This is a genomic window from Pseudomonas nitroreducens (assembly GCF_024170165.1).
GTDB lineage: Bacteria > Pseudomonadota > Gammaproteobacteria > Pseudomonadales > Pseudomonadaceae > Pseudomonas > Pseudomonas nitroreducens_C.
Genome location: NZ_JALJXP010000001.1, coordinates 800,447 through 821,024, shown reverse-complemented (window position 1 = coordinate 821,024; position 20,578 = coordinate 800,447). Strand labels below are relative to the sequence as shown.

The window sequence follows — 20,578 nt, the reverse complement described above, 5'->3', positions numbered from 1 at the left end:
AGAGCACTCAATACGGTCCCCTCTCCCTTCAGGGAGAGGGTTAGGGAGAGGGAAGTCCTGCGCGGACTAGCAGATCAGGACAGGCCCAGAAAGAACCTGCCGAACTGAAGGATTTCAATCCGCGAAATATTTTTCAGCCAGCCCTATCACTTTTCATTTCTCGTTCGGCAAGGAGGCATCGAGAACCGTTTTCATTCAGGAGTCGTTTTCAATGCGCCGCCCGTTCGAACTGTCGCTCCGCCCCTGCCTGCTCGCCACCGCCATCCTGCTGGCCACCTCTTCGGCCATCGCCGCCGACGCCGTGCGCGACTACCAACTGCCCGCCGGCCCGCTGGCCAGCACCCTCAACCGCATCGCCGCGGAAGCCGGCATCTCGCTGAGCCTCGACCCGGCACTGGCCCAGGGCCGCAGCGCGCATGCGGTACAGGGTCGCTACGATGGCGCCGGCGCATTGCGCCAGGCGCTGCAGGGCACCGGCCTGGAGCTGGTGGAAAGCGAATCGGGCAGCTTCAGCCTCCGTCCGGAACCGAGCGACACCCTGTCGATGTCCGCGACCACCATCAGCGGCACCCAGGAAGACCCGGACGGTCCGACCGTCGGCTACCTCGCCACCCGCACCCGTGCCGGCACCAAGACCGACACCCCGCTGCTGGAGGCCCCGCGCTCCATCTCCGTCGCCACCCGCGAGCAGATGCAGGACCGCAACGTGCAGAGCCTGGACGACGCGGTGCGCTACATGCCCGGTGTGATCGCCAGCAGCTACGGCAACGACACCCGCGCCGAGTGGTTGAAAGTGCGCGGCTTCGAGCCGACCCAGTTCCTCGACGGCCTGCCGCTGCCCAAGGGCTCCTACGTGATGCCCAAGCTGGAAACCTGGGACCTGGAGCGCGTTGCCCTGCTGCGCGGCCCGGCCTCTTCGCTGTACGGCCAGACCCCGCCCGGCGGCCTGCTGGACATGACCAGCCGCCGCCCCGAGGCCGAGAGCAGCCATGAAGTGCAGCTGCAGGTCGGCAGCTACGAGCACAAGCAGATTTCCTTCGACAGCACCGGCAAGGTCGACGACGCCGGCAACCTGCTGTACCGCGTCAGCGGTGTGGTGCGCGACAGCAACACCCAGGTCGATCACGTCGACAACAAGCGCTACAACATCGCGCCGAGCCTGACCTGGAACTTCGACGAAGACACCAAGCTGACCTTCCTCTCGCAGTTCAACCGCGACGATACCGGCATCACCAGCCAGTTCCTGCCGCTGCAGGGCACCAAGCTGTCGACCCCGGCCGGCGAGGTGAAGTACCACGAGAACCTGGGCGACCCGGACTGGGAATTCTACGATAAGACCTACTACGCCCTGGGTTACGCCTTCGAGCACCGCATCAACGACGTCTGGCAGTTCCGCCAGAACCTGCGCTACACCAAGAGCGACCTGTCGTTCCAGGGCATCACCGCTGGCGGCAGCGCCACCTCGGTAGCCGACGACGGCACCCTGTCCCGTGGCGCCAACGTGGTCGATGAAGACATCAGCCAGTTCGCCATCGACAACAACCTGCAGGCCGACTTCTCCACCGGCCCGCTCAAGCACACCCTGCTGCTGGGCCTGGATCACCAGCGCGCCAACACCAACTACAAGTGGCTGTACGGCACTGCGCCGACCAGCAACATCAACCACCCGATCTACGGCCAGGACTTCAGCAACGTCGTCTACACCGCGTACAACGACTACAACCAGAAGATGCGTGACACCGGCCTCTACGCCCAGGACCAGATCGCCCTGGACAACTGGCGCCTGACCCTCGGCGGCCGCCAGGACTGGGCCCACACCGGATCGAAGTTCTACAACGCCGATGGCGCCACCGATACCCGTCGCGACAGCAACTTCAGCGGCAACGCGGCGCTCAGCTATGTGTTCGAAAACGGCGTGGCACCCTACGTGTCCTATGCCGAGTCGTTCCAGACCGAAGCCGGCGGCACCAATGGCGCGGCCTTCGAGCCGAGCACCGGCGAGCAGTACGAGCTGGGCGTGAAGTACCAGCCGGTGGGCACCGACCTGATGCTCAGCGCCGCCGTCTACGACCTGACCCGCAAGAACATCGTCCTCACCGGCAGCGACTTCATCAGCCGCCCGGTGGGTGAAGCGCAGGTCCGCGGCTTCGAGCTGGAGGCTGTCGGCAACGTCACTGAGAACCTCAAGGTGACCGCCGCCTACACCTACGCCAACAGCAAGATGACCAAGGTCGCCAACCCGCTGGACAAGAACCGTCCGCTGCCGCTCACCCCGGAAAACCAGGCCTCGCTGTGGGCCGACTACACCTGGCATGACGGCCTGCTCGACGGCTTCGGCCTGGGCTTCGGCACCCGCTACGTCGGCGAGACCCACAACATCGCCATCGGCAGCATGGGCTACGTGCGCGACAAGTCAGACGGCGATACCGGTTCCTACACCGTCTACGACGCCGCGGTGCACTACGACCTCGGCCGCCTCGACAACAGCCTCAACGGCCTGAATGTCGCGCTCAACGCCAACAACGTATTCGACAAGGAATACATCTCCACCTGCGACGGCTTCTACTGCTACTACGGCGACCGTCGCAACGTGGTGGCGAGCGTCAACTACAAGTTCTGACGCCCAGGGGATACCTGTAGGAGCGCGCCATGCGCGCGATCGCGGGCATGGCGCGCTCCTACAGGGAAGCTCCGGGGGCAACTCGCAGGGCGCATAACGCAGCAGCGACATCCGCCGGCCAAACGGCGGATAACCTGTTCCAGGTTATTCGCCCTACGGGAAAGCCGCCCGTGCGATGGGAACAGCTCCGCTCCTACGCAATACCCACCATCACCTCTCCCCAGACCACGCTCGCATCGTCATGGATCTTCAGGCGCGGATAGTCCAGCGCCTGGCCATCGGCGCTTTCCAGCGCGCGCAGCTCGTCGATCAGCGCTTCCACGCCACGCCCGGGCAGCGCCGCGAACAGCGCATCCAGATCGTAGCGACGAAAATCCAGCAGCCGGTCGAAGCCATCGGTCACCAGCATGAACGCCTTCAGACCCGCCGGGTCGAGCACCCGGCGCTGCACGTGGGGAATCCAGCGCTCGCTCGGGTCGAGGCACCAGTAGCCTGCCGGCGTGTTGGCCAGCGCACGGTTGCGCCGCACCCATTCGCGGCTGGCCTGCCAGAGTTGCGCATGAGTCCAGTCCGGGTTCGCCTCGCGGAGCGCCAGCAGACGCTGCACCGACCGGCGATCGATCTCCTCCAGCGGCGTATCGCCGAAACTCTCGACGCGGCCATCCTCCCAGGCCAGGTGGATGCGGGTGTCGCAAAGGTTGAGCAGTTCCAGCGAGCCGTCGCCCAGCAGTCGCAACAGGCTCAGGCAAGCAGTGGGCAGATTGAGGTCAAGGCTGACGCCTACCCCGGAATCGCGCTGGAAATCCGCGGCGATTCCCGCCTGCAATTGCCCCAGCAAATCCTCGGTGGGCCGATACGGCTGTTCTTCCAGCAGGCGCTGCAGGTGCGCGTTGGCACTCTGTGCCAGCCAGCGCGCATCACTCTCGCCGCCCACCAGCCCCGGTCCGAGACTGGTCGCACCGTCCAGCACCCAGGCTGCCCGGGCGGTGTAGCCGATGGCATCGTCGTTCACCGGTGAACCCTGGCGGCAGGCCGCCCCGCGTACGGAAATCGTCGTCACAACCGGTTCTCCTTCGTTTCGTCGGCCACACTGACCGGCGTACAGTCTCACCTGAATCCGGACTCTGCCAAGGAGAGCCCCATGCTTCGCGTCCTGTCCCTTCCCCTGAGCGGCCTGTTCCTGACCGGCCTGCTGCTGGCCACCGCTGCCCATGCCGCCGAGGTGAAGTACTTCGACCTGCCCAAGGGCTCCGGCCCGCAGGCCGTTGCACCCACCGAAGACGGCAAGGTCTGGTACACCGCGCAGAAACTCGGCGTACTCGGCCGCCTCGACCCGCAGACCGGGCAGAGCGAGCAGGTCAGCCTGGGCAAGGGTTCCAGCCCGCAGGGCGTGGTGGCCGATGGCAACGGCGACGCCTGGATCGTCGACAGCGGTCGGAACGCGATCCTCCATGTCGATGCCGAGCGCCTGGGCGTGGAGGTCATCCCCCTGCCCCAGGAAGTGGCCAGCGCCAACCTCGACTCTGCGGTATTCGATGACGATGGCGTGCTGTGGTTCACCGGGCAGAACGGTGTGTATGGCCGCCTCGATCCGACCAGCCGCGACCTGAACGTCTGGCCGGCGCCCCGCGGCAAGGGCCCGCGCGGGATCGCCGTGGCGCCCGATGGCGGCATCTGGTTCGCCTCGCAGGCGGGCAACTACATCGGCCAGATCGACGGCATCGCCGACAGCGCCACCGCCTTCGATGCGCCCGGCAAGGACAGCGGGCCGCGCCGCCTGTGGGCCGATTCGGTCGGCCGCCTGTGGCTGAGCCAGTGGGGCACCGGCAGCCTGGCGCGCTTCGACCCCAGCGACAACCAGTGGAAGACCTGGAAGCTGCCGGGCGATCATCCGCTGCCCTATGCGGTCTACGTCGATGCCATGGACCAGGTCTGGCTGAGCGATTTCACCGCCAACTCGCTACTGCGCTTCGATCCGCAGGGCGAGAAATTCACCGTCTTCCCCAGCGACCAGGCCAACGCCCGCGTGCGCCAGCTGCAAGGCCGGCCCGGCGAGGTGTGGGGCGCCGAACCCGGCACCGACCGCCTGGTGCAGATCCACGATTGAACCAATGACCGAACCCCAGGAGTTGCTGTCGATGAGTACCCGTCCCGTCCTGTTCCACGCCGCCGCTTCGCCCTTCGTGCGCAAGGTCATGGTCCTGCTGCACGAGACCGGACAGGCCGACAGCGTGGAGCTGTACGCCGCCGTCCACACGCCCATCGCGCCGGACGCCGGCGTGCTGCACGACAACCCCGCCGGCAAGATTCCCGCCCTGCGTCTGGCCGACGGCCAGACCCTGCACGACAGTCGGGTGATCCTCGAATACCTCGACCAGCAGCACGCCGGCGAGCCGCTGATTCCCCGCGAGGGCGGCGCACGCTGGCGGCGCCTCACCCTCGCTTCGCTGGCCGACGCGGTACTCGACGCGGCCGTGCTGATCCGCTACGAAACCGCCATGCGTCCGCAGGAAAAGCACTGGGACCAGTGGCTGGACAACCAGCAGCTGAAGATCGTCCGCACCCTCGCCTACTTCGACGGCCCGGCCCACGCCGAACTGGCCGGGCGCTTCGACATCGCCGCCATCGGCGTGGCCTGCGCCCTCGGCTACCTGGACTTTCGCCAGCCGCACTGGGACTGGCGCGCGGATTACCCGCAGCTGGCGAAGTGGTTCGCTGAAGTCAGCCAGCGGCCGTCGATGCAGGCCACAATTCCTGCGTGAGTCATCGATGGGTATCGCGGCGCTCCACCCATCCTACGCAGAGCACTCCTGAGGTCGCGCCGGCTGACTCCAGACTTGCCAGCCGGCACCGCCCAGCCCCCTCTCCCGGCGAGAGAGGGTTGGGGTGAGGGCACAGCCAGCGCGCCAGGACGTCACCTCGCAGCGAGCGTGTCGCACCACCCGTCGCTGAAACCGCTCATCCCGCACCGATTGCCGCTGCAGTCGCTGCTCGAATAACCCGGCGATCCGCCGCGCCAATCGGCGCCCCACTTCGCGCTCCTCGCGCAGTCCGCTCCACGCACTCATCACTTTTTCCCCAGTCGGTAGATCGGCAGCGCCAGCAGCAGGCCGAGTTGCGCCACGCCCATGCACATTTCCAGGAAGGAACGCACATGGGGATTGTTCGCCGCGTCCTCGACGCCGGTGAGTTGCGTCCACAGCTCGGCCGGCAACAGCAGCGCCAGATGCGCCAGCGGCTTGCCGGTGGCCACCAGCAGGGCGATCCAGTCGAAGCGGCCGAGCAGCATCAGCACGGGCAGGCACAGCCCACTGAGCAGAAGGCCGGCGAACAGACACAGGGAAAAACGCATCAGGTTGGGCATGTCCAGTCTCCTCAGCGCTGTACGCGCACGTCTTCCAGGGAAAATTCCAGGTCATCGCCACGGGGCTTGCCGATGCCGTACCAGTCCAGGTGACGGGTCAGCACCATCACGCCGCCGAGCACGCCGAACAACAGCAGCGACCCCATCAGCAACGCGTAGTCCTCGGCGCTGAGCAGCGCGTAGAGCATCCCGTAGAGCCCGGCCAGCCCGAGGCTGAACCCGGCTCCGCGCCACAGGCTGCGCAGCACATGGCAGAGGTAGAAGCCGATCAGCCCGACGCACGCGCCAGCGGACAGCAGGTAGGCCAGCTCGAAGCCGACATGCTCGGAGAGCGACAGCAGCAGCAGGTAAAACAGCGCCAGCGCCATGCCCACCAGGGCGTACTGGATGGGGTGCACCGACAGGCGCTTGAGCACTTCGAAGAGGAAGAAGCCGGCGAAGGTGAGGACGATGAACAGCAGTGCGTACTTCACGGCTCGGTCGGTCTTCAGGTACTGGTCCACCGGGTCCACCAGCGCCACGCCGAAGCGGTGCTGGCCGAACTCGCTGCACTCGGCGGAACTGGGACGGGAGGCATCCGGGTCGTCCGCACCGACCGCACGGGCGACATCGGCCTGGGCCGGCGCGGTGCAGGCACGCAGCTGGTCCTCCAGGTTGGTGGCGAAGAAGCTGGTGCGCCAGCGTGCGCTGAAGCCCTGGTCGCTGACGCTGCGCTCGGTGGGCAGGAACTCGCCGCCGAAGCTCGGATGCGGCCAGTCGGAAACCAGGTTGACCTGGCTGTCGCGGCCCACCGGAGTGATGTCCAGGCGGCTGCTGCCCAGCAACGACAATTCGAAGGCGTAGTCGAAACGCTGCTCGCGGTCGCTGGCCCGGAGCGGCAGCACCGCGTGCACGCCATTGCCGAGGAACTGGCTCTGGGTGCCCGGCTGGAAGTCGCGCAGTTCGTCACCGACCTTCAGCTTCGGTGCGTTCTCGATGCCGCGCACGTCGCTGATGCCCACCGCCAGCAGCGGGTCGTCAAAACGGTAGCTGCCCAGGTCGCTGGTGATGCCGTAGTTGGCCGGCAGGACGAAGCTGCCACTGACCCGGCTCTCGGCATGGAACAGGCGTGCCTCGTAGATGCCGCGATGACGCAGCTCGGTACGCATCTGCCCGTCAAGGCTGAAGACCTCCGGCAGGAAGTACAGTCGCCCGCGCTCCTCGCGCTCCTGCAACACACGCTGCTGACTCGCCTTGTCCAGGCGCCAGCCGCGAATGGTGCGGGTGTAGGGCACCACCACCAGCGGCCCGGTGAGCTGCTGGCTGTAGCTGGCGCTGCGGGCGATGTCCTGCAGGACCTCGTCGCGGTAGTTCTGACGCTCGTCGACAAGGCCGTCGATCATCAGCAGGGGTATCAGCAGGAGGACGATCAACAGCGCGATGGCGCCGAGCTTGATGCCGAGGTGGCGGTTCATCGAAGGCTTCTCCGTAAGTGGACGACGGAGCAAGCCTGGGGCCCGCGCGTGGGCGCGTTCGGGCGGGAGTGTGGAGACTGTGTGGGAATTGTGTGGCTTCGGCTCTTCGTAGGAGCGAGCTTGCTCGCGAACCGAATTCGCAGCGGGGCTTGTTCGCGAGCAGGCTCGCTCCTACTGGGGCAACCGCAGACTCGCGAGCACGCCGCCCTCGACGTTCTCCACGCGCAACTCGCCACCATGCAGCGCCGCCACCTCGGCGACGAAATTGAGGCCCAGGCCGGTGCTCTTGCGCCCGCTCGCCGGGCGCGGCAGGGAATAGAAACGCTCGGTCAGGCGCGGCAGGGCGAACTCCGGAATGGCTTCACCCTGGTTGAACAATTCCACGCGCCAGTCTTCTCCGTCAGGCTGCGCAGCAAAACGAATCACGCCACCGGTCGGGGTGAAGTCCAGCGCATTGTCCAGCAGGTTGCCCAGCGCCTGGCGCAACAGGAAACGCTCGCCCACCGCGCTTGCCTGCGGAGGAATCGCGTTCTCCAGCTGCACGTCCTGCACACGCGCCATGCGCTCATCGATCAGCTCATTCGCCAACTCATGCAACGCCACCGGTACATGCTCCTCCAGCCCCTGGCGCTGCTCCACCTGGGCGAGGTTCAGCAGGCGCTCGATCAGCTGCTGCAGGCGCTCGCTCTCCCCGGCGATGTTGCCGACGAAGCGCGCACGCTGCTCGGCAGGCATCTCGCCTTCGAGCAGTTCCGCCGCTCCGCGAATCGCCGCCAGCGGGCTCTTCAATTCGTGGGTCAGGGTATGCACGTAGCGCTCGACGTAATCCTTGCCTTCCAGCCGCACGCGCATGTGCTCGACCGCGCCAGCCAGTTGCGCCATCTCGCCACCCCGGTAGCGCGGCAGCTCGGCGCGCCGGCCCTCGCTGACCGCCTGGGCGTAGCGGGTCAGGCGATCCAGCGAGCGGCTCAGCCACCAGGACAGCCCCGCGCCGACCAGCAGGCCGAGCACGATCAGCCCGGCGCCGAGCCACGCCAGGCGGCGCTGCGAGCGGTCGATATAGGGCTGCAGTGTGCGGTTGGGCTTGGACACCGAGACCACGCCGATGATCTTCTCGCCGTCGCGGATCGGCGCGGCGACATACATCACCGAGGACTCCGGATCGTCCGCCGACTCGCGGCTGGAGCGCGCCCCGTATTCGCCGTTGAGGGTCCGATAGACGTCGTTCCAGCGCGAATAATCCTGGCCAACGGCCTTGCCGAGGGAGTCCAGCAGGACCACGCCGCGCGCATCGGTGACGTAGATGCGGTGATTGACCGCGGTCTTGTTCACACCCCAGATGTCCGCCTGCGGGCTGCGCGCGCCGTAGGCACGGAGCATGTCGGGCAGCCGGCTCTGGTCGAGGGTGCCGCTCTTCACGTCGGCCTGGAGAATCTCGGCCAGCAGGTTGGCAGTGTCCACCAGCGTCTCTTCGCTGGACTGCCGCACGCCGGGGCGGATTTCGTCCATCACCGTGCGCAGGACGAACCAGCCGGTGAGCCCGACGAAGAAGAAGTAGACCAGGAAGATCCGCAGCGACAGGCGCATCAGCTCTTGTCCGGCGCGTAGCTGTAGCCCAGGCCGCGATGGGTCTGGATCGGTTCGGCGGCGGGAGCGACCTGGCGCAACTTGGCGCGCAGGCTCTTGATGTGGCTGTCGACGTTGCGCTCGTAGCCGGCGTCGGCAGCGACGCCCAGGGCATCGAGCAGCTGCTCGCGGCTGAAGACGCGTTCAGGGCGCGCCAGCAGCGTCTGCAGCAGGCGGAATTCATGGCGGGTCAGCGCCAGCGAGTGACCGTGGTAGCGGATCAGGAAGCGCTCTTCATCCACCTCGAAGGGGCCGTTGCCGGCGGGCGCTGCGGCAGGTGCTTCACGGGGCGCAGTACGCTTGAGGATGGCTTTCACCCGCGCGGCGACTTCGCGGGGGCTGAAGGGTTTGACCACGTAGTCGTCGGCGCCGATCTCCAGGCCCACCACACGATCGATCTCGGCATTGCGCGCGGTGAGAAAGATCACCGGCACTTCGGAGAAGCGCCGCAGTTGCTTGCAGGCTTCGAAACCGCTGATGTCAGGCAGGCCGACATCGAGGATGACCAGGTCGAAAACGTCATGCTGCAGGCGTTCCAGGGCGGAGCCGGCGAGGTTCAGCCAGGTGGTCTCGAAACCTTCGGCCTGCAGGGCGTAGAGCAGCGTGTCGGCGATGGCGGCTTCATCTTCGACGATGAGGATATGGGGCATGGGATTCCGATTCCCGGGACAGTCCCGGAAGGGTCCATCATGCCCCGCGCCGCGTCAATCGAGGATCAGGAGCAGCTCGGCTTGCCGGCGGTGAAACGCTCGCCGGGATCGACGGCGACGTGGAATTTGCGCAGGCCCTTGGTGCCCATCAGGAACGGGTAGTTGAAGTGGCTGCGATCGGTGAGGTTGACCTCGATGGTGCGCTGGTCGCCGCCCAGGCATACCGGCAGTTCGATCACCGGGCGCTGGCTGAGGCCGGGGCTGGCCTCTTCCTCTTCGTCCTCGCCTGCGGATTCGGTGCGGTTCTTGATCTTCGAGATGCGCGACAGCTTATGCTCGTACACCGAGTCGCCGCCGTCCTTGGTGGCCAGCTTGAAGCGTACCCAGTCCTCGCCGTCACGCTGGAAGATCTGGATGTCCTTGGCCGACAGCGACGAGGTATAGGCGCCGGTGTCCATCTTGGCCTGCAGCGTCTGGTTCAGCTCGGGCAGGCTGACCCATTCGTAGCGGCCATAGAGCTTGGGTTCGGCGGCCAGGGTCAGGCCAGGCAGAGCGAGCAGGGACAGCAGAGCGAGGACGCGTTTCACGCGGAATCTCCGGGGTTGTGCGGGTATGCGCATAGGACTATCACGGCCGCCATAGGTTCGCCAGCACACTCAGCGCTCGAACAGCGAACCGCGCCGGCGATCCATACCGCACCACAGGGATTCCAGGTGGCGGAAGCCCCACTTCTCCGGCGACTCGCGGCCGACGATGCGCTCGCGGCCCTTGAGGCGGGCGAGGTCGATCACCTCGACGGGAATCGCCGCGCGGGTGCGGGTCGAGTAGAACACCTTCACTACCGGCAGCAGCAGCTCCGCGCCCTGCTCCACCACCACCGCCAGGCGCTCGCTCTGCAGGCGCACCAGCGCGCCGATGGGGTAGATGCCCAGGCAGCGGATGAAAGCACGGAAGACATTTTCGTCGAGGTGGCTGCCGCACCACTGGGTCATGCGCTGCAGTGATTCGGCCGGGCACCAGCCGGTCTTGTAGGGACGGTCGGAGGTGATCGCGTCGTAGATGTCGCAGACCGCGCCCATGCGCGCGAACAGGCTGATCTGCTCGCCCGCCAGACGATGCGGGTAACCGCTGCCGTCGAGCTTCTCGTGATGGTGCAGGCACACGTCGAGCACCAGCGCGCTGACGTGGCGCCCCTCGCGGAGAATCTCGCCACCGCGCCAGGGATGTTCGCGAACACGGGCGAATTCGCTTTCGTCGAGACGGCCGGGCTTGTTCAGCACGGTCATCGGCACGCACATCTTGCCGATGTCGTGCAGCAGGCCGGCGAGGCCCGCTTCGCGCACCAGCAGTTCATCGAGGCCGAGCTGGCGGGCCAGGGCGATCATCAATGCGCAGACGGCAACCGAGTGCAGGTAGGTGTATTCGTCGGCGGTCTTGAGCCGGGCCAGGCTGATCACCGCGTCGGGATGGCGCTGCATCGAGGCGGCGATTTCGCCCACCAGTTCCTGCGCGCTCTCGGCCTCCACCGCGCGGCCCATGCGCGCATCCTGGAACATGGCGATGACCCGTTCCTTGGAGCGGATGCACAGCTGCCGGGCGACCTGCAGCTCGTCTTCCAGACTGCGCCGCAGCACCGGCGCCAGCGGAGCCGGTTCTCCGAAGTCATCCTCGCTCGCGGCGTCGGCCGCTACGTCGGGCTGCGCCGCAGCCAATGCTGGCGCGACAGGGACACATCCTCGCCGCGGGTCGATCAGGACCTCGCGGACGGCGCTGCGTTGCAGGCGCTGCAGATCGTTCGGGTCCTCCAGGAGGAAACGTGCGCGCCAGAACGGATGATTGACCCAGGAACCGCAAAGCTCCTGCACGTACATCCCGAGGGTGACGTCTTTCACTGGAATGCGCAGGTACGGCGAATCGGACATGGCGGCTCCCGGCAGATTGTCAGCGCAGCATAATCCGCCCGCCCGCTTGGCGGGAGTGCCGCTTGGGAACCCGCAACCTGCTGCGTATGATGGGGCCGCCAATCAAGCACAAGGAACGGACTTCATGCAGGCACTGATGGGCGTCATCGCCAGCCTTCTGCTGCTGCTCAACACCCTGATCCTGATCGGCCCGATGCTGCTGATCGCATTGCTCAAGCTGATCCTCCCCGGCCAGGCCGCCAAGGATGCGTGCTCGCGCGCGGTGATGTGGATCGCCGAAACCTGGGCGGAAATCGACAAGGCCATCTTCGCCCTGATGACCCCCACCGTCTGGGACATCCGCGGCGGCGCCCAGCTGCGCGGCGACACCTCCTACCTGGTGATCAGCAACCACCAGTCCTGGGTCGACATCCCGGCGCTGGTGCAGGCGTTCAACCGCAAGACGCCCTACTTCAAGTTCTTCCTGAAGAAGGAACTGATCTGGGTGCCCTTCCTCGGGCTGGCCTTCTGGGCACTCGACTACCCCTTCATGAAGCGCTACAGCAAGGCCTTCCTGGAGAAGCACCCGGAGCTCAAGGGCAAGGACCTGGAGATCACCAGGGCCGCCTGCGAGAAGTTCAAGCGCATGCCGGTGACCGTGGTGAACTACCTCGAAGGCACCCGCTTCACCCCGGCCAAGCAGGCCCGGCAGCAGTCACCCTACCAGAACCTGCTCAAGCCCAAGGCCGGCGGCGTGGCCTTCGTCCTGGCGGCGCTGGGCGAGCAGCTGGATACGCTGCTGGACGTCACCCTGGTCTACCCGAAGGGCCCGCGACCGGGCTTCTGGGACCTGCTGTGCGGGCGCGTGCCGCGGGTCATCGTCGATATCCAGGCACGGGAAATCGACCCCGCGCTATGGCAGGGCGATTACGAGAACGACGCGGAATTCCGCCAGTACGTGCAGCACTGGGTGTCGCAGTTGTGGGAGCAGAAGGACCAGCGCATCGAGCAACTGCGCCAGGAGTTCTGACGCTCCCTACGCACCCCGTCCGGCGACCGGCGCAGCCGGCGTCAGCGGGGCCGCCGGCGTCCCCCAGAGCCCGCCGAGCGTCCCCAGCAGCTGGCTGCTCAGGCCCTGCTCGGTGAAGTAGTCGAGGATCACCCCGGCGAAGCGGCCGATCATCGACTGGTCCATGCCCAGCACGCCGAAGATCTGGTCGACGTCCTGCAGGTTGTTGACACCACCCAGCAGCGCCGCGGCGTTGCCCAGCCCGCCGAAACCACCCAGCGCCCCGCCCAGGTCCCCCAGCGAGCTGTTGCCGGCGAGCTGGCCGAGGTTCGGCACGGACTTCTGCAACTGCGCGGTATCGGTGTCCTTCAGGCTGTTCATCGCCATCGCCAGCATGGCGCCGGCGCCGCCGATGGCCTGCTGTTCGCTGACACCCAATTGCCTGGTGAGGTTGCCCAGCAGCGCATTGGCGGCCGCCGGCACTTCCTGCGCCTGCCCGACAGGCTCGCTGGTATCGGTGAAGGTAGCGGCGAACACGGGGGCAGCGGCCAACCAGGCGGCGGCCAGGAAGACGACGGAACGGGGGGACATCGACGGCTCCGGAGAACGGCTGTCCGACCCCGGTGCGGAGTCGGATCGTCGATAGGACCGGGGCGCGGCGCGGCGGTTCCGCGCCGGCCGGCGGATATCAGGCGCCGGTGCCCCAGAGGCTGCCCAGGGTGCCGAGCAGGTTGCTGTTCAGGCCCTGCTTGCCGAGGTAATCCAGCAGCACGCTGGAGAATTTGCCGGTCATGTCCTGGTCCATGCCCAGCGCACCGAAGGCCTTGCTCACGTCGCCCATGCTGCTGACGTTACCCAGCAGGCCGCTGGAAGCGCCGCCGCCGAGGTCGCCGAGCTGGCCACCGAGGCCGCCCAGGGCATTGCTGCCGGTGAGCTTGTCGAGGCCGGGAACGGTCTTCGCCAGCTGCGAGTAATCGGTGGTGCTCAGCTTGTTCTTCGCCAGGCCCAGCAGTGCGCCGGTACCGCCGAGCGCCTGTTCGTCGCTGACGCCGAGCTGGCCGGTCAGGGCACTGAGCAGGCCGCTGGTCTGCGGCGTGGAGGCAACGCGCGAGGTATCGGAGCCGGTCGCGCCGGACACCGCCTTGGCGGCATCGCCCAGGTTGAAAGCAAACGCGGAGGAAGCCGCCAGCAGGGCGGCCAGTGCGAGGGTGACACGGGGTTTGACGGACATCGCTGTCTCCTGGGGGTTCCGGACGCCATATCGACCGGGAGCCAGGGCCATTGTTCCGCCCCGGGAGGCGCAGCGGAGGAAAAACGCGCTCCGTTCACGGGGACAGAAATGTCCGGCGTCATGGGGCTGCGCCAGGGAACTCCTGGCCTGCCGGCAACGAAAGGCCATTCGTCCAATCCTCCCGGCTGGCGACTGGGGAGAATCAGCTCGCGCTACCGCGGCGAATTTCCCCGCGTTCGGCAAAGATTCCCTAAGCTAGAGCCATTCCCGCCCGACGGACCGACCATGAGCGAACCCTTCATCCTCACGCCCCGCGTAGCCCGCCTGCTGCCCTGGCTGGTGGCAATCGCCTTCTTCATGCAGGCCCTGGACGGCACCATCCTCAACACCGCCCTGCCGAGCATGGCCCGCTCGCTGGAAGAGGACCCGCTGCGCATGCAGGGCGTGGTGATCGCCTACCTGCTCACCGTGGCGCTGCTGATCCCCTCTTCCGGCTGGATTTCCGACCGCTTCGGCACGCGCCGGGTGTTCCTCTTCTCGATCTTCCTGTTCAGCCTCGGCTCGCTGCTCTGCGCGCTCTCGCCGAGCCTTGGCAGCCTGGTCGGCGCCCGCGTGGTGCAGGGCATCGGCGGCGCGCTGATGATGCCGGTGGGGCGCCTGGTAATCCTGCGCGTGTACCCGCGTACGGAACTGGTGCGCATCCTCAGTTTCGTCACCATTCCCGGCCTGCTCGGCCCGCTGGCTGGCCCGACCCTGGGCGGCTGGCTGGTGGAGTACGCCAGCTGGCACTGGATCTTCCTGATCAACCTGCCGGTGGGACTGGTCGGCTTCATCGTCGCCCTGCGCCTGATGCCGGACCTGCGCGGCGTGCGCGCAACGCGTTTCGACTCGATCGGCTTCCTGCTCTTCGGCGGCGCCATGGTGCTGATCACCATCGCCCTGGAAGGCCTGGGCGAGCTGCACATGCCTCACGTGCGCGTGGTCCTGCTGCTGGTGGGCGGGCTGGTGCTGCTGGCGGCCTACTGGCTGCGCGCCCTGCGCATCGAAGCGCCACTGTTCCCGCCCTCGCTGTTCGCCACGCGGACCTTCGCCGTGGGCGTATTGGGTAACCTGTTCGCCCGGCTGGGCAGCGGCTCCCTGCCCTTCCTCACGCCACTGCTGCTGCAGATCGGCCTGGGCTTCTCGCCCTCGCGGGCGGGCATGACCATGATCCCGATGGCACTGGCGGCGATGGTGATCAAGTCGCTGGCGCGTCCACTGCTGGACCTGTTCGGCTACCGCAAGCTGCTGGTCGGCAACACGCTGCTGCTGGGCGCGATGATCGCCAGCCTCGGCCTGGTGGACCAGGACACGCCCTACGCGCTGCTGCTCGTGCAACTGGCGATACTGGGCGGGATCAACTCGCTGCAGTTCACGGCGATGAACACCCTCTCCCTGATCGACCTGCGCGACGACAACGCCAGCGCCGGCAACAGCCTGCTGTCGGTGGTCATGCAGTTGTCCATCGGCATGGGCATCGCCTGCGCGGCGGCGCTGCTGGGGGGCTTCAATGGCGATCAGGAAAGCGCACAGGGCGACGTGCTGTCAGCCTTCCACGCGACCTACTTCAGCGTCGGCATCCTCTCGATGCTGGCGGCGGCGATCTTCTTCCAGCTCAACGCCGACGATGGCCGCACCACGCCACGCCGGGTCGAACCGGAGCATGGCGTCGACGAGCACTGATCAGGGCTTGCAGGTAGGCGCGACGGTCTGGGTCTTCGAAGCGTCCACCGCGCCCAGGTGTTCCAGGGTGCGGCGGCCGAGCAGCACCGGGTAGTCCAGGGTCTGCCGGTCACGCAGGGTGAACTGTTCGCGATAGACCTTGCCGCCCAGGCACACATCCATCAGCACCACCGGGCTGCGCTCGACGCCGCTCTCGTTCTTGAACTTGAGCACGCGCTCGACGCGCCGCTCGAAGGCCAGACGCTGTTCCTTGCCGGTCGCCGGATCGGGGATCATCACGTCGTACTGCACCCAGCGCTCGTCGTTCTTCTTGATCCGGGTGATGTTGCGCGCATCCATCACCGAGGTCTGCGCGCCGGTGTCCAGCTTGGCCTTGAGCGGCGCCTGCTCGGGCATCAGCATGAGCGTTTCCACCCAGCCCCAGGTGGCGGGCTGTGCGGGAGCCTCGGCGGCAAGGGCTGCGCCCGAGAAGAGCAGGCCGGCGAGCAGCAGGCGGAAAGCGGGCGATGGCATGGATGGCGGCTCCGGAAAGGCGATGGCGGCACTATAGGCAATAAGAACATAGGCAATAAAAAACCCCGGATGTTTCCACCCGGGGTTTTTTTGGCTGACGCCAGGAAGCGCTTAGGCTACCTGTACGCGCTCGGCCTGCATGCCTTTCTGGCCCTGCACGACTTCGAAGGTGACCTTCTGGCCTTCGGCCAGGGTCTTGAAGCCGTTACCTTCGATAGCGCGGAAGTGTACGAACACGTCCGGGCCGCTTTCCGGGGTAATGAAGCCGTAGCCTTTGGTCTCGTTGAACCACTTGACGGTGCCGTTCTGACGATTCGACATGGTGTTCTCCTTGGAACGTATTTTTAAAATTAGCCACGAATGGCCAGGAACTGAGTTGCAAGGAGTTACAAGGAGTCGAGCAGGACGGGGTGGAATAACCGACCGCATCAGGTCACGATCGACGGCGACCCATGCAAACACAGTCCGGAAACTCTACGACAAAAATCTGCGGAAAGCGAATCTCTTGGAAAAACCCGATCCAGGCGCTTCGGGGAATTCGGACGAGCGGCCGCAAACCCTTGCCCTATCGGCTTCTCAGCCCTGCTGAGGGTGCTCTCCTGCTACACTGCGCGGCCATATGGATTCACCCGGGCTCCCTTCGTGACCACCTCTGCATTTTCCAGCCTCGCGCTGTCGGCCGACCTGCTGGCCAACCTCGACTCTCTCGGCTATCGCGAGATGACGCCGATCCAGGCCGCCGCCCTGCCGGCAATCCTCAAGGGCCGCGACCTGATCGCCCAGGCCAAGACCGGCAGCGGCAAGACCGCGGCCTTCGGCATCGGCCTGCTCAGCCCGCTGAATCCGCGCTACTTCGGCTGCCAGGCACTGGTGCTGTGCCCGACCCGCGAGCTGGCCGACCAGGTGGCCAAGGAAATCCGCCGCCTGGCCCGCGCCGCCGACAACATCAAGGTGCTGACCCTCTGCGGCGGCACGCCTTTCGGCCCGCAGATCGGCTCGCTGGAGCACGGCGCCCACGTGGTGGTCGGCACGCCCGGTCGCATCCAGGAACACCTGCGCCGCGGCACCCTGAAGCTCGACGGCCTGAACACCCTGGTGCTCGACGAAGCCGACCGCATGCTCGACATGGGCTTCTACGACAGCATCGCCGACATCATCGGCCAGGCTCCGGCGCGCCGGCAGACCCTGCTGTTCTCCGCCACCTACCCCGAAGGTATCGACCAGCTGGCGGCGAAGTTCCTGAAGAACCCCGAGCGCGTGGAAGTGGAGGCACTGCACGACGACAGCCAGATCGAGCAGCACTTCTACGAGATCGACCCCAGGCAGCGCCTCGATGCCGTCGTTCGCCTGCTTCAGCATTTCCGCCCGCAGTCCTGTGTCGCGTTCTGCCATACCCGCCAGCAGTGCATGGAAGTGGTCGAGCAGCTCAACGCCCGCAAGATTTCCGCCCTGGCCCTGCATGGCGACCTGGAACAGCGCGAGCGCGACCAGGTGCTGACCATGTTCGCCAACCGCAGCTGCAGCGTGCTGGTGGCCACCGACGTGGCCGCGCGCGGGCTGGACATTGCCGCACTGGAGGCGGTGATCAACGTCGAACTGTCGCGCGACGCGCAGATCCACATTCATCGGATCGGCCGCAGCGGTCGTGCCGGTGAAAAGGGCCTGGCGCTGTCGCTGGTCACTCCCGCCGAAGCCAGCCGCGCGCAGGCCATCGAAGACCTGCAGGGCGCCCCGCTGAACTGGGAGCGCATCGACTTCCTCAAGGCCAACGACACCCCGCTGCTGCCGCCGATGACCACCCTGGCCATCGCCGGCGGGCGCAAGGACAAGCTGCGCCCCGGCGACATCCTCGGCGCGCTGACCGGTGACGCCGGGCTCAAGGGCACCCAGGTCGGCAAGATCGCCATCTTCGACTTCCAGGCCTTCGTCGCCGTGGAGCGCGACAGCGCCAGGCAGGCGCTGAAGCACTTCAACGAAGGCAAGATCAAGGGCCGCTCGTTCAAGGCGCGCATCCTCTGACCGGCACGCCATCCGTCCAGCCCCTGTAGCAGCGAGCTTGCTCGCGAACCGCACGCCACCGACAAGTCCGGCGAGCTGCGTTCGCGAGCAAGCTCGCTCCTACGAAGAGTATCCGTGCTGCACCTTGTCGCGCTCGCGATAGCCGCGCCCGGAGCGATCCGCTAGTCTGAGCGGCAGACACCCGGAAGTCCCGCACGCGCATGCTCTCCTCCCCACTGCTCCAGTCTCTGCGGCGCCTCTGGGCGCTGGACAAGTTCGCCTACAGCCTGCGGGTGTTCGTCGCCCTCAGCGGGGTCATGCTCGCGTGCTGGCTGCAGGGTCGGCCGGAGCTGGTGATCCCGCTGTTCCTCGGGGTCATCGCCAGCGCCCTGGCGGAAACCGACGACCACTGGCTGGGCCGCCTGCAGGCACTGCTGGTGACCCTGGCGTGCTTCACCATCGCCTCGCTGGCGGTGGAGCTGCTGTTCCCCTACCCGCCGCTGTTCGTCGCCGGACTCGCACTCTCCACCTTCGCCATGACCCTGCTCGGCGCCCTCGGCGAGCGCTATGCGGCGATCGCCTCGGCGACCCTGATCCTGTCGATCTACACCATGATCGGCGTCGACCAGCGCGGCGGCACGCCCACCGACTTCTGGCACGAACCGCTGCTGCTGGTGGCCGGGGCGTTCTGGTACGGCTTGCTCTCGGTGCTGTGGAACGCGCTGTTCGCCAACCAGCCGGTACAGCAGAGCCTGGCGAAGCTGTTTCTCGAACTGGGCGAGTACCTGAAGATCAAGTCGACGCTACTGGAGCCGCTGCGCCAGCTCGACGTCGAGGCCCAGCGTCTGGCCCTGGCGCGGCAGAACGGGCGGGTCGTGGTGGCGCTCAACCAGGCCAAGGAAACCATCCTCGCGCGTCTGTCCCACGGCCGCCCGAGCCCGAAGATCAGCCGCTACCTCAAGCTCTACTTCATCGCCCAGGACGTCCACGAGCGCGCCAGTTCCTCGCACTACCCCTACAACCAGCTGGCCGAAGCCTTCTTCCACAGCGACGTGCTGTTCCGCTGCCAACGCCTGCTCAACCAGCAGGGCAAGGCGTGCAAGGCGCTGGCGAAGGCGATCCAGTTGCGCCAGCCGTTCGACTACAACGACAGCGAACTGGCCCTGGCAGACCTCAACGCCTCGCTGGACTACCTGCGCCAGCAGGGCAACCCGGCCTGGCGCGGATTGCTGCGCTCCCTCGGCGCACTGGCGGCCAACCTCACCACCCTGGACCGCAAGCTCAGTGGCGCGAGCAACCCCGACATGCTCGACGACGAGCAGGACAGCACCCTGCTGGACCGCTCGCCACGCTCGTTCAAGGACGCGCTGGAGCGCATCCGCCTGCAGGTCTCGCCGACCTCGCTGCTGTTCCGCCACGCCCTGCGCCTGTCGCTGGCACTGGCCGCCGGCTACGGCATGCTGCACCTGATCCACCCGACCCAGGGCTACTGGATCATGCTCACCACGGTGTTCGTCTGCCAGCCGAACTACGGCGCCACGCGCATCCGCATGGTGCAGCGAATCCTCGGCACGCTGGTCGGCCTGGTGGCCGGCTGGGCACTGATCGACCTGTTCCCCAACCCGTTGATCCAGTCGCTGCTGGCGGTGGTCGCCGGGGTTGCCTTCTTCGCCACGCGGAGCACGCGCTACACGCTGGCGACGGCAGCGATCACCCTGCTGGTGCTGTTCTGCTTCAACCAGGTGGGCGACGGCTACGGGCTGATCCTGCCGCGCCTGTTCGATACCCTGCTCGGCGCGCTGATCGCCGGCATCGCGGTGTTCCTGGTACTGCCCGACTGGCACGGGCGCAGCCTGCACCGCCTGGTCGGCGGCACCCTGGCGTGCAACAGCCGCTACCTGCGGGAAATCATGCAGCAATACGCCAACGGCAAGCGCGACGACCTCGCCTACCGCACCGCCCGACGCAACGCGCACAATGCCGACGCGACGCTCTCCACCACGCTGTCGAACATGCTGCTGGAACCCGGCCACTTCCGTAAGGACGCGGAGATCGGCTTCCGCTTCCTGGTGCTCTCGCACACCCTGCTCAGCTACCTCTCCGCCCTGGGCGCGCACCGCAACCAGCTGCCGCCAGACGTCAACGACGACCTCATCGCCGAAGCCGCCGAACGCCTGACCAGCAGCCTCGACGACATCGCCACGCGCCTCAACGAGCGACGTCCGGTGGATATCTACAGCGACGAGGAAGACGCGCTGGCCAAGCGCCTGGAAGAGCTGCCCGAAGAACAGGACGACGCCCACCGGCTGGTGCAGACCCAGCTGGCACTCATTTGCCGACAGCTCACGCCGCTGCGCACCCTGGCGGCGCACCTGCTGAAGAAGGACCTCGGCGCGGAACAGAGCGAAGCCGCCTGACGCCAACCTGCAGGCGCGGGCCATTTGCGCGATCGCGGGCACGGCCCGCTCCTACAAGGAAACGCAACGCCCG

General features: G+C 66.8%; 18 protein-coding genes. 7 read left to right on the top strand and 11 right to left on the bottom strand.

Annotated elements, in window-relative coordinates; all coding sequences use genetic code 11:
* Positions 1 to 211: 211 nt before the first annotated feature.
* A complete protein-coding gene (locus tag J2T47_RS03755) occupies positions 212 to 2,620 on the top strand; it encodes a TonB-dependent siderophore receptor (RefSeq protein ID WP_253442522.1) in 2,409 nt (802 codons plus the stop codon).
* Positions 2,621 to 2,813: 193 nt separating this feature from the next.
* Here the strand turns inward: J2T47_RS03755 and J2T47_RS03750 are convergent, their stop codons facing one another.
* Positions 2,814 to 3,680: a protein phosphatase 2C domain-containing protein gene (locus tag J2T47_RS03750; RefSeq protein WP_253442521.1), complete on the bottom strand. Its 867-nt coding sequence runs from the start codon at positions 3,678 to 3,680 to the stop codon at positions 2,814 to 2,816.
* Between the two features lie 81 nt (positions 3,681 to 3,761).
* Between J2T47_RS03750 and J2T47_RS03745 the strand changes: the two genes are divergently transcribed.
* Both J2T47_RS03745 and J2T47_RS03740 read left to right on the top strand, forming a co-directional pair.
* Positions 3,762 to 4,727 carry a Vgb family protein gene (locus tag J2T47_RS03745; protein WP_253442519.1) on the top strand — a complete coding sequence of 322 codons (966 nt, stop codon included), beginning with the start codon at positions 3,762 to 3,764 and terminating at the stop codon, positions 4,725 to 4,727.
* Between the two features lie 31 nt (positions 4,728 to 4,758).
* Entirely contained in the window at positions 4,759 to 5,382 is a 624-nt protein-coding gene (locus tag J2T47_RS03740; protein ID WP_253442517.1) for a glutathione S-transferase, read from the top strand.
* A 305-nt stretch (positions 5,383 to 5,687) separates the two neighbouring features.
* On the opposite strand, the gene J2T47_RS03735 is transcribed toward J2T47_RS03740, so the two are convergent.
* The 6 genes from J2T47_RS03735 to J2T47_RS03710 form a co-directional block, all read right to left on the bottom strand.
* A complete protein-coding gene (locus tag J2T47_RS03735) occupies positions 5,688 to 5,984 on the bottom strand; it encodes a hypothetical protein (RefSeq protein WP_253442515.1) in 297 nt (98 codons plus the stop codon).
* An 11-nt stretch (positions 5,985 to 5,995) separates the two neighbouring features.
* The gene (creD, locus tag J2T47_RS03730) at positions 5,996 to 7,438 is read right to left on the bottom strand and encodes a cell envelope integrity protein CreD (protein WP_253442513.1); all 1,443 of its coding nucleotides are present in this window, start codon (positions 7,436 to 7,438) and stop codon (positions 5,996 to 5,998) included.
* 171 nt (positions 7,439 to 7,609) lie between these two features.
* Positions 7,610 to 9,025 carry a two-component system sensor histidine kinase CreC gene (gene creC, locus J2T47_RS03725; protein WP_253442511.1) on the bottom strand — a complete coding sequence of 472 codons (1,416 nt, stop codon included), beginning with the start codon at positions 9,023 to 9,025 and terminating at the stop codon, positions 7,610 to 7,612.
* Positions 9,025 to 9,714 carry a two-component system response regulator CreB gene (gene creB, locus J2T47_RS03720; RefSeq protein ID WP_253442509.1) on the bottom strand — a complete coding sequence of 230 codons (690 nt, stop codon included), beginning with the start codon at positions 9,712 to 9,714 and terminating at the stop codon, positions 9,025 to 9,027. The genes creC and creB overlap by 1 nt, the downstream gene beginning before the upstream one ends.
* Positions 9,715 to 9,779: 65 nt before the next feature.
* Entirely contained in the window at positions 9,780 to 10,301 is a 522-nt protein-coding gene (locus J2T47_RS03715) for an ATP-dependent zinc protease family protein (RefSeq protein WP_253442507.1), read from the bottom strand.
* 69 nt (positions 10,302 to 10,370) lie between these two features.
* On the bottom strand, positions 10,371 to 11,636 hold the full coding sequence (locus tag J2T47_RS03710) for an HD-GYP domain-containing protein (RefSeq protein WP_253442506.1): 1,266 nt from the start codon (positions 11,634 to 11,636) through the stop codon (positions 10,371 to 10,373).
* A gap of 124 nt (positions 11,637 to 11,760) precedes the next feature.
* Between J2T47_RS03710 and J2T47_RS03705 the strand changes: the two genes are divergently transcribed.
* Positions 11,761 to 12,645: an acyltransferase gene (locus J2T47_RS03705; protein ID WP_253442504.1), complete on the top strand. Its 885-nt coding sequence runs from the start codon at positions 11,761 to 11,763 to the stop codon at positions 12,643 to 12,645.
* Between the two features lie 6 nt (positions 12,646 to 12,651).
* Here the strand turns inward: J2T47_RS03705 and J2T47_RS03700 are convergent, their stop codons facing one another.
* The gene (locus J2T47_RS03700; RefSeq protein WP_253442502.1) at positions 12,652 to 13,215 is read right to left on the bottom strand and encodes a DUF2780 domain-containing protein; all 564 of its coding nucleotides are present in this window, start codon (positions 13,213 to 13,215) and stop codon (positions 12,652 to 12,654) included.
* Between the two features lie 97 nt (positions 13,216 to 13,312).
* Entirely contained in the window at positions 13,313 to 13,855 is a 543-nt protein-coding gene (locus J2T47_RS03695) for a DUF2780 domain-containing protein (protein WP_253442500.1), read from the bottom strand.
* 285 nt (positions 13,856 to 14,140) lie between these two features.
* On the opposite strand from J2T47_RS03695, the gene mdtD reads away from it, so the two are divergent.
* Positions 14,141 to 15,577 (top strand): multidrug transporter subunit MdtD, encoded by a 1,437-nt coding sequence (gene mdtD / locus J2T47_RS03690; RefSeq protein WP_253442498.1) that lies wholly within the window; start codon positions 14,141 to 14,143, stop codon positions 15,575 to 15,577.
* Here mdtD and J2T47_RS03685 read toward each other — a convergent pair whose 3' ends face one another.
* Both J2T47_RS03685 and J2T47_RS03680 read right to left on the bottom strand, forming a co-directional pair.
* A complete protein-coding gene (locus tag J2T47_RS03685; protein WP_253442495.1) occupies positions 15,578 to 16,090 on the bottom strand; it encodes an ATP-dependent zinc protease family protein in 513 nt (170 codons plus the stop codon).
* A gap of 111 nt (positions 16,091 to 16,201) precedes the next feature.
* Positions 16,202 to 16,411, bottom strand: a complete 210-nt coding sequence (locus tag J2T47_RS03680; RefSeq protein ID WP_081519642.1) for a cold-shock protein — start codon at positions 16,409 to 16,411, stop codon at positions 16,202 to 16,204.
* Positions 16,412 to 16,732: 321 nt separating this feature from the next.
* Between J2T47_RS03680 and dbpA the strand changes: the two genes are divergently transcribed.
* Together dbpA and yccS are read left to right on the top strand one after the other, a co-directional pair.
* Entirely contained in the window at positions 16,733 to 18,109 is a 1,377-nt protein-coding gene (gene dbpA / locus J2T47_RS03675; RefSeq protein ID WP_253442493.1) for an ATP-dependent RNA helicase DbpA, read from the top strand.
* Between the two features lie 200 nt (positions 18,110 to 18,309).
* Entirely contained in the window at positions 18,310 to 20,505 is a 2,196-nt protein-coding gene (yccS, locus tag J2T47_RS03670; RefSeq protein ID WP_253442490.1) for a YccS family putative transporter, read from the top strand.
* Positions 20,506 to 20,578 lie beyond the last annotated feature (73 nt).

Excerpts from the sequence above, each read along its gene's own strand:
- J2T47_RS03755 (WP_253442522.1), top strand. The coding sequence starts at position 212 with ATGCGCCGCCCGTTCGAACTGTCGCTCCGCCCCTGCCTGCTCGCCACC.
- J2T47_RS03745 (WP_253442519.1), top strand. The coding sequence starts at position 3,762 with ATGCTTCGCGTCCTGTCCCTTCCCCTGAGCGGCCTGTTCCTGACCGGC.
- J2T47_RS03740 (WP_253442517.1), top strand. The coding sequence starts at position 4,759 with ATGAGTACCCGTCCCGTCCTGTTCCACGCCGCCGCTTCGCCCTTCGTG.
- J2T47_RS03735 (WP_253442515.1), bottom strand. The coding sequence starts at position 5,984 with ATGCCCAACCTGATGCGTTTTTCCCTGTGTCTGTTCGCCGGCCTTCTG.
- creD (WP_253442513.1), bottom strand. The coding sequence starts at position 7,438 with ATGAACCGCCACCTCGGCATCAAGCTCGGCGCCATCGCGCTGTTGATC.
- creC (WP_253442511.1), bottom strand. The coding sequence starts at position 9,025 with ATGCGCCTGTCGCTGCGGATCTTCCTGGTCTACTTCTTCTTCGTCGGG.
- creB (WP_253442509.1), bottom strand. The coding sequence starts at position 9,714 with ATGCCCCATATCCTCATCGTCGAAGATGAAGCCGCCATCGCCGACACG.
- J2T47_RS03710 (WP_253442506.1), bottom strand. The coding sequence starts at position 11,636 with ATGTCCGATTCGCCGTACCTGCGCATTCCAGTGAAAGACGTCACCCTC.
- J2T47_RS03705 (WP_253442504.1), top strand. The coding sequence starts at position 11,761 with ATGCAGGCACTGATGGGCGTCATCGCCAGCCTTCTGCTGCTGCTCAAC.
- J2T47_RS03700 (WP_253442502.1), bottom strand. The coding sequence starts at position 13,215 with ATGTCCCCCCGTTCCGTCGTCTTCCTGGCCGCCGCCTGGTTGGCCGCT.
- J2T47_RS03695 (WP_253442500.1), bottom strand. The coding sequence starts at position 13,855 with ATGTCCGTCAAACCCCGTGTCACCCTCGCACTGGCCGCCCTGCTGGCG.
- mdtD (WP_253442498.1), top strand. The coding sequence starts at position 14,141 with ATGAGCGAACCCTTCATCCTCACGCCCCGCGTAGCCCGCCTGCTGCCC.
- J2T47_RS03685 (WP_253442495.1), bottom strand. The coding sequence starts at position 16,090 with ATGCCATCGCCCGCTTTCCGCCTGCTGCTCGCCGGCCTGCTCTTCTCG.
- J2T47_RS03680 (WP_081519642.1), bottom strand. The coding sequence starts at position 16,411 with ATGTCGAATCGTCAGAACGGCACCGTCAAGTGGTTCAACGAGACCAAA.
- yccS (WP_253442490.1), top strand. The coding sequence starts at position 18,310 with ATGCTCTCCTCCCCACTGCTCCAGTCTCTGCGGCGCCTCTGGGCGCTG.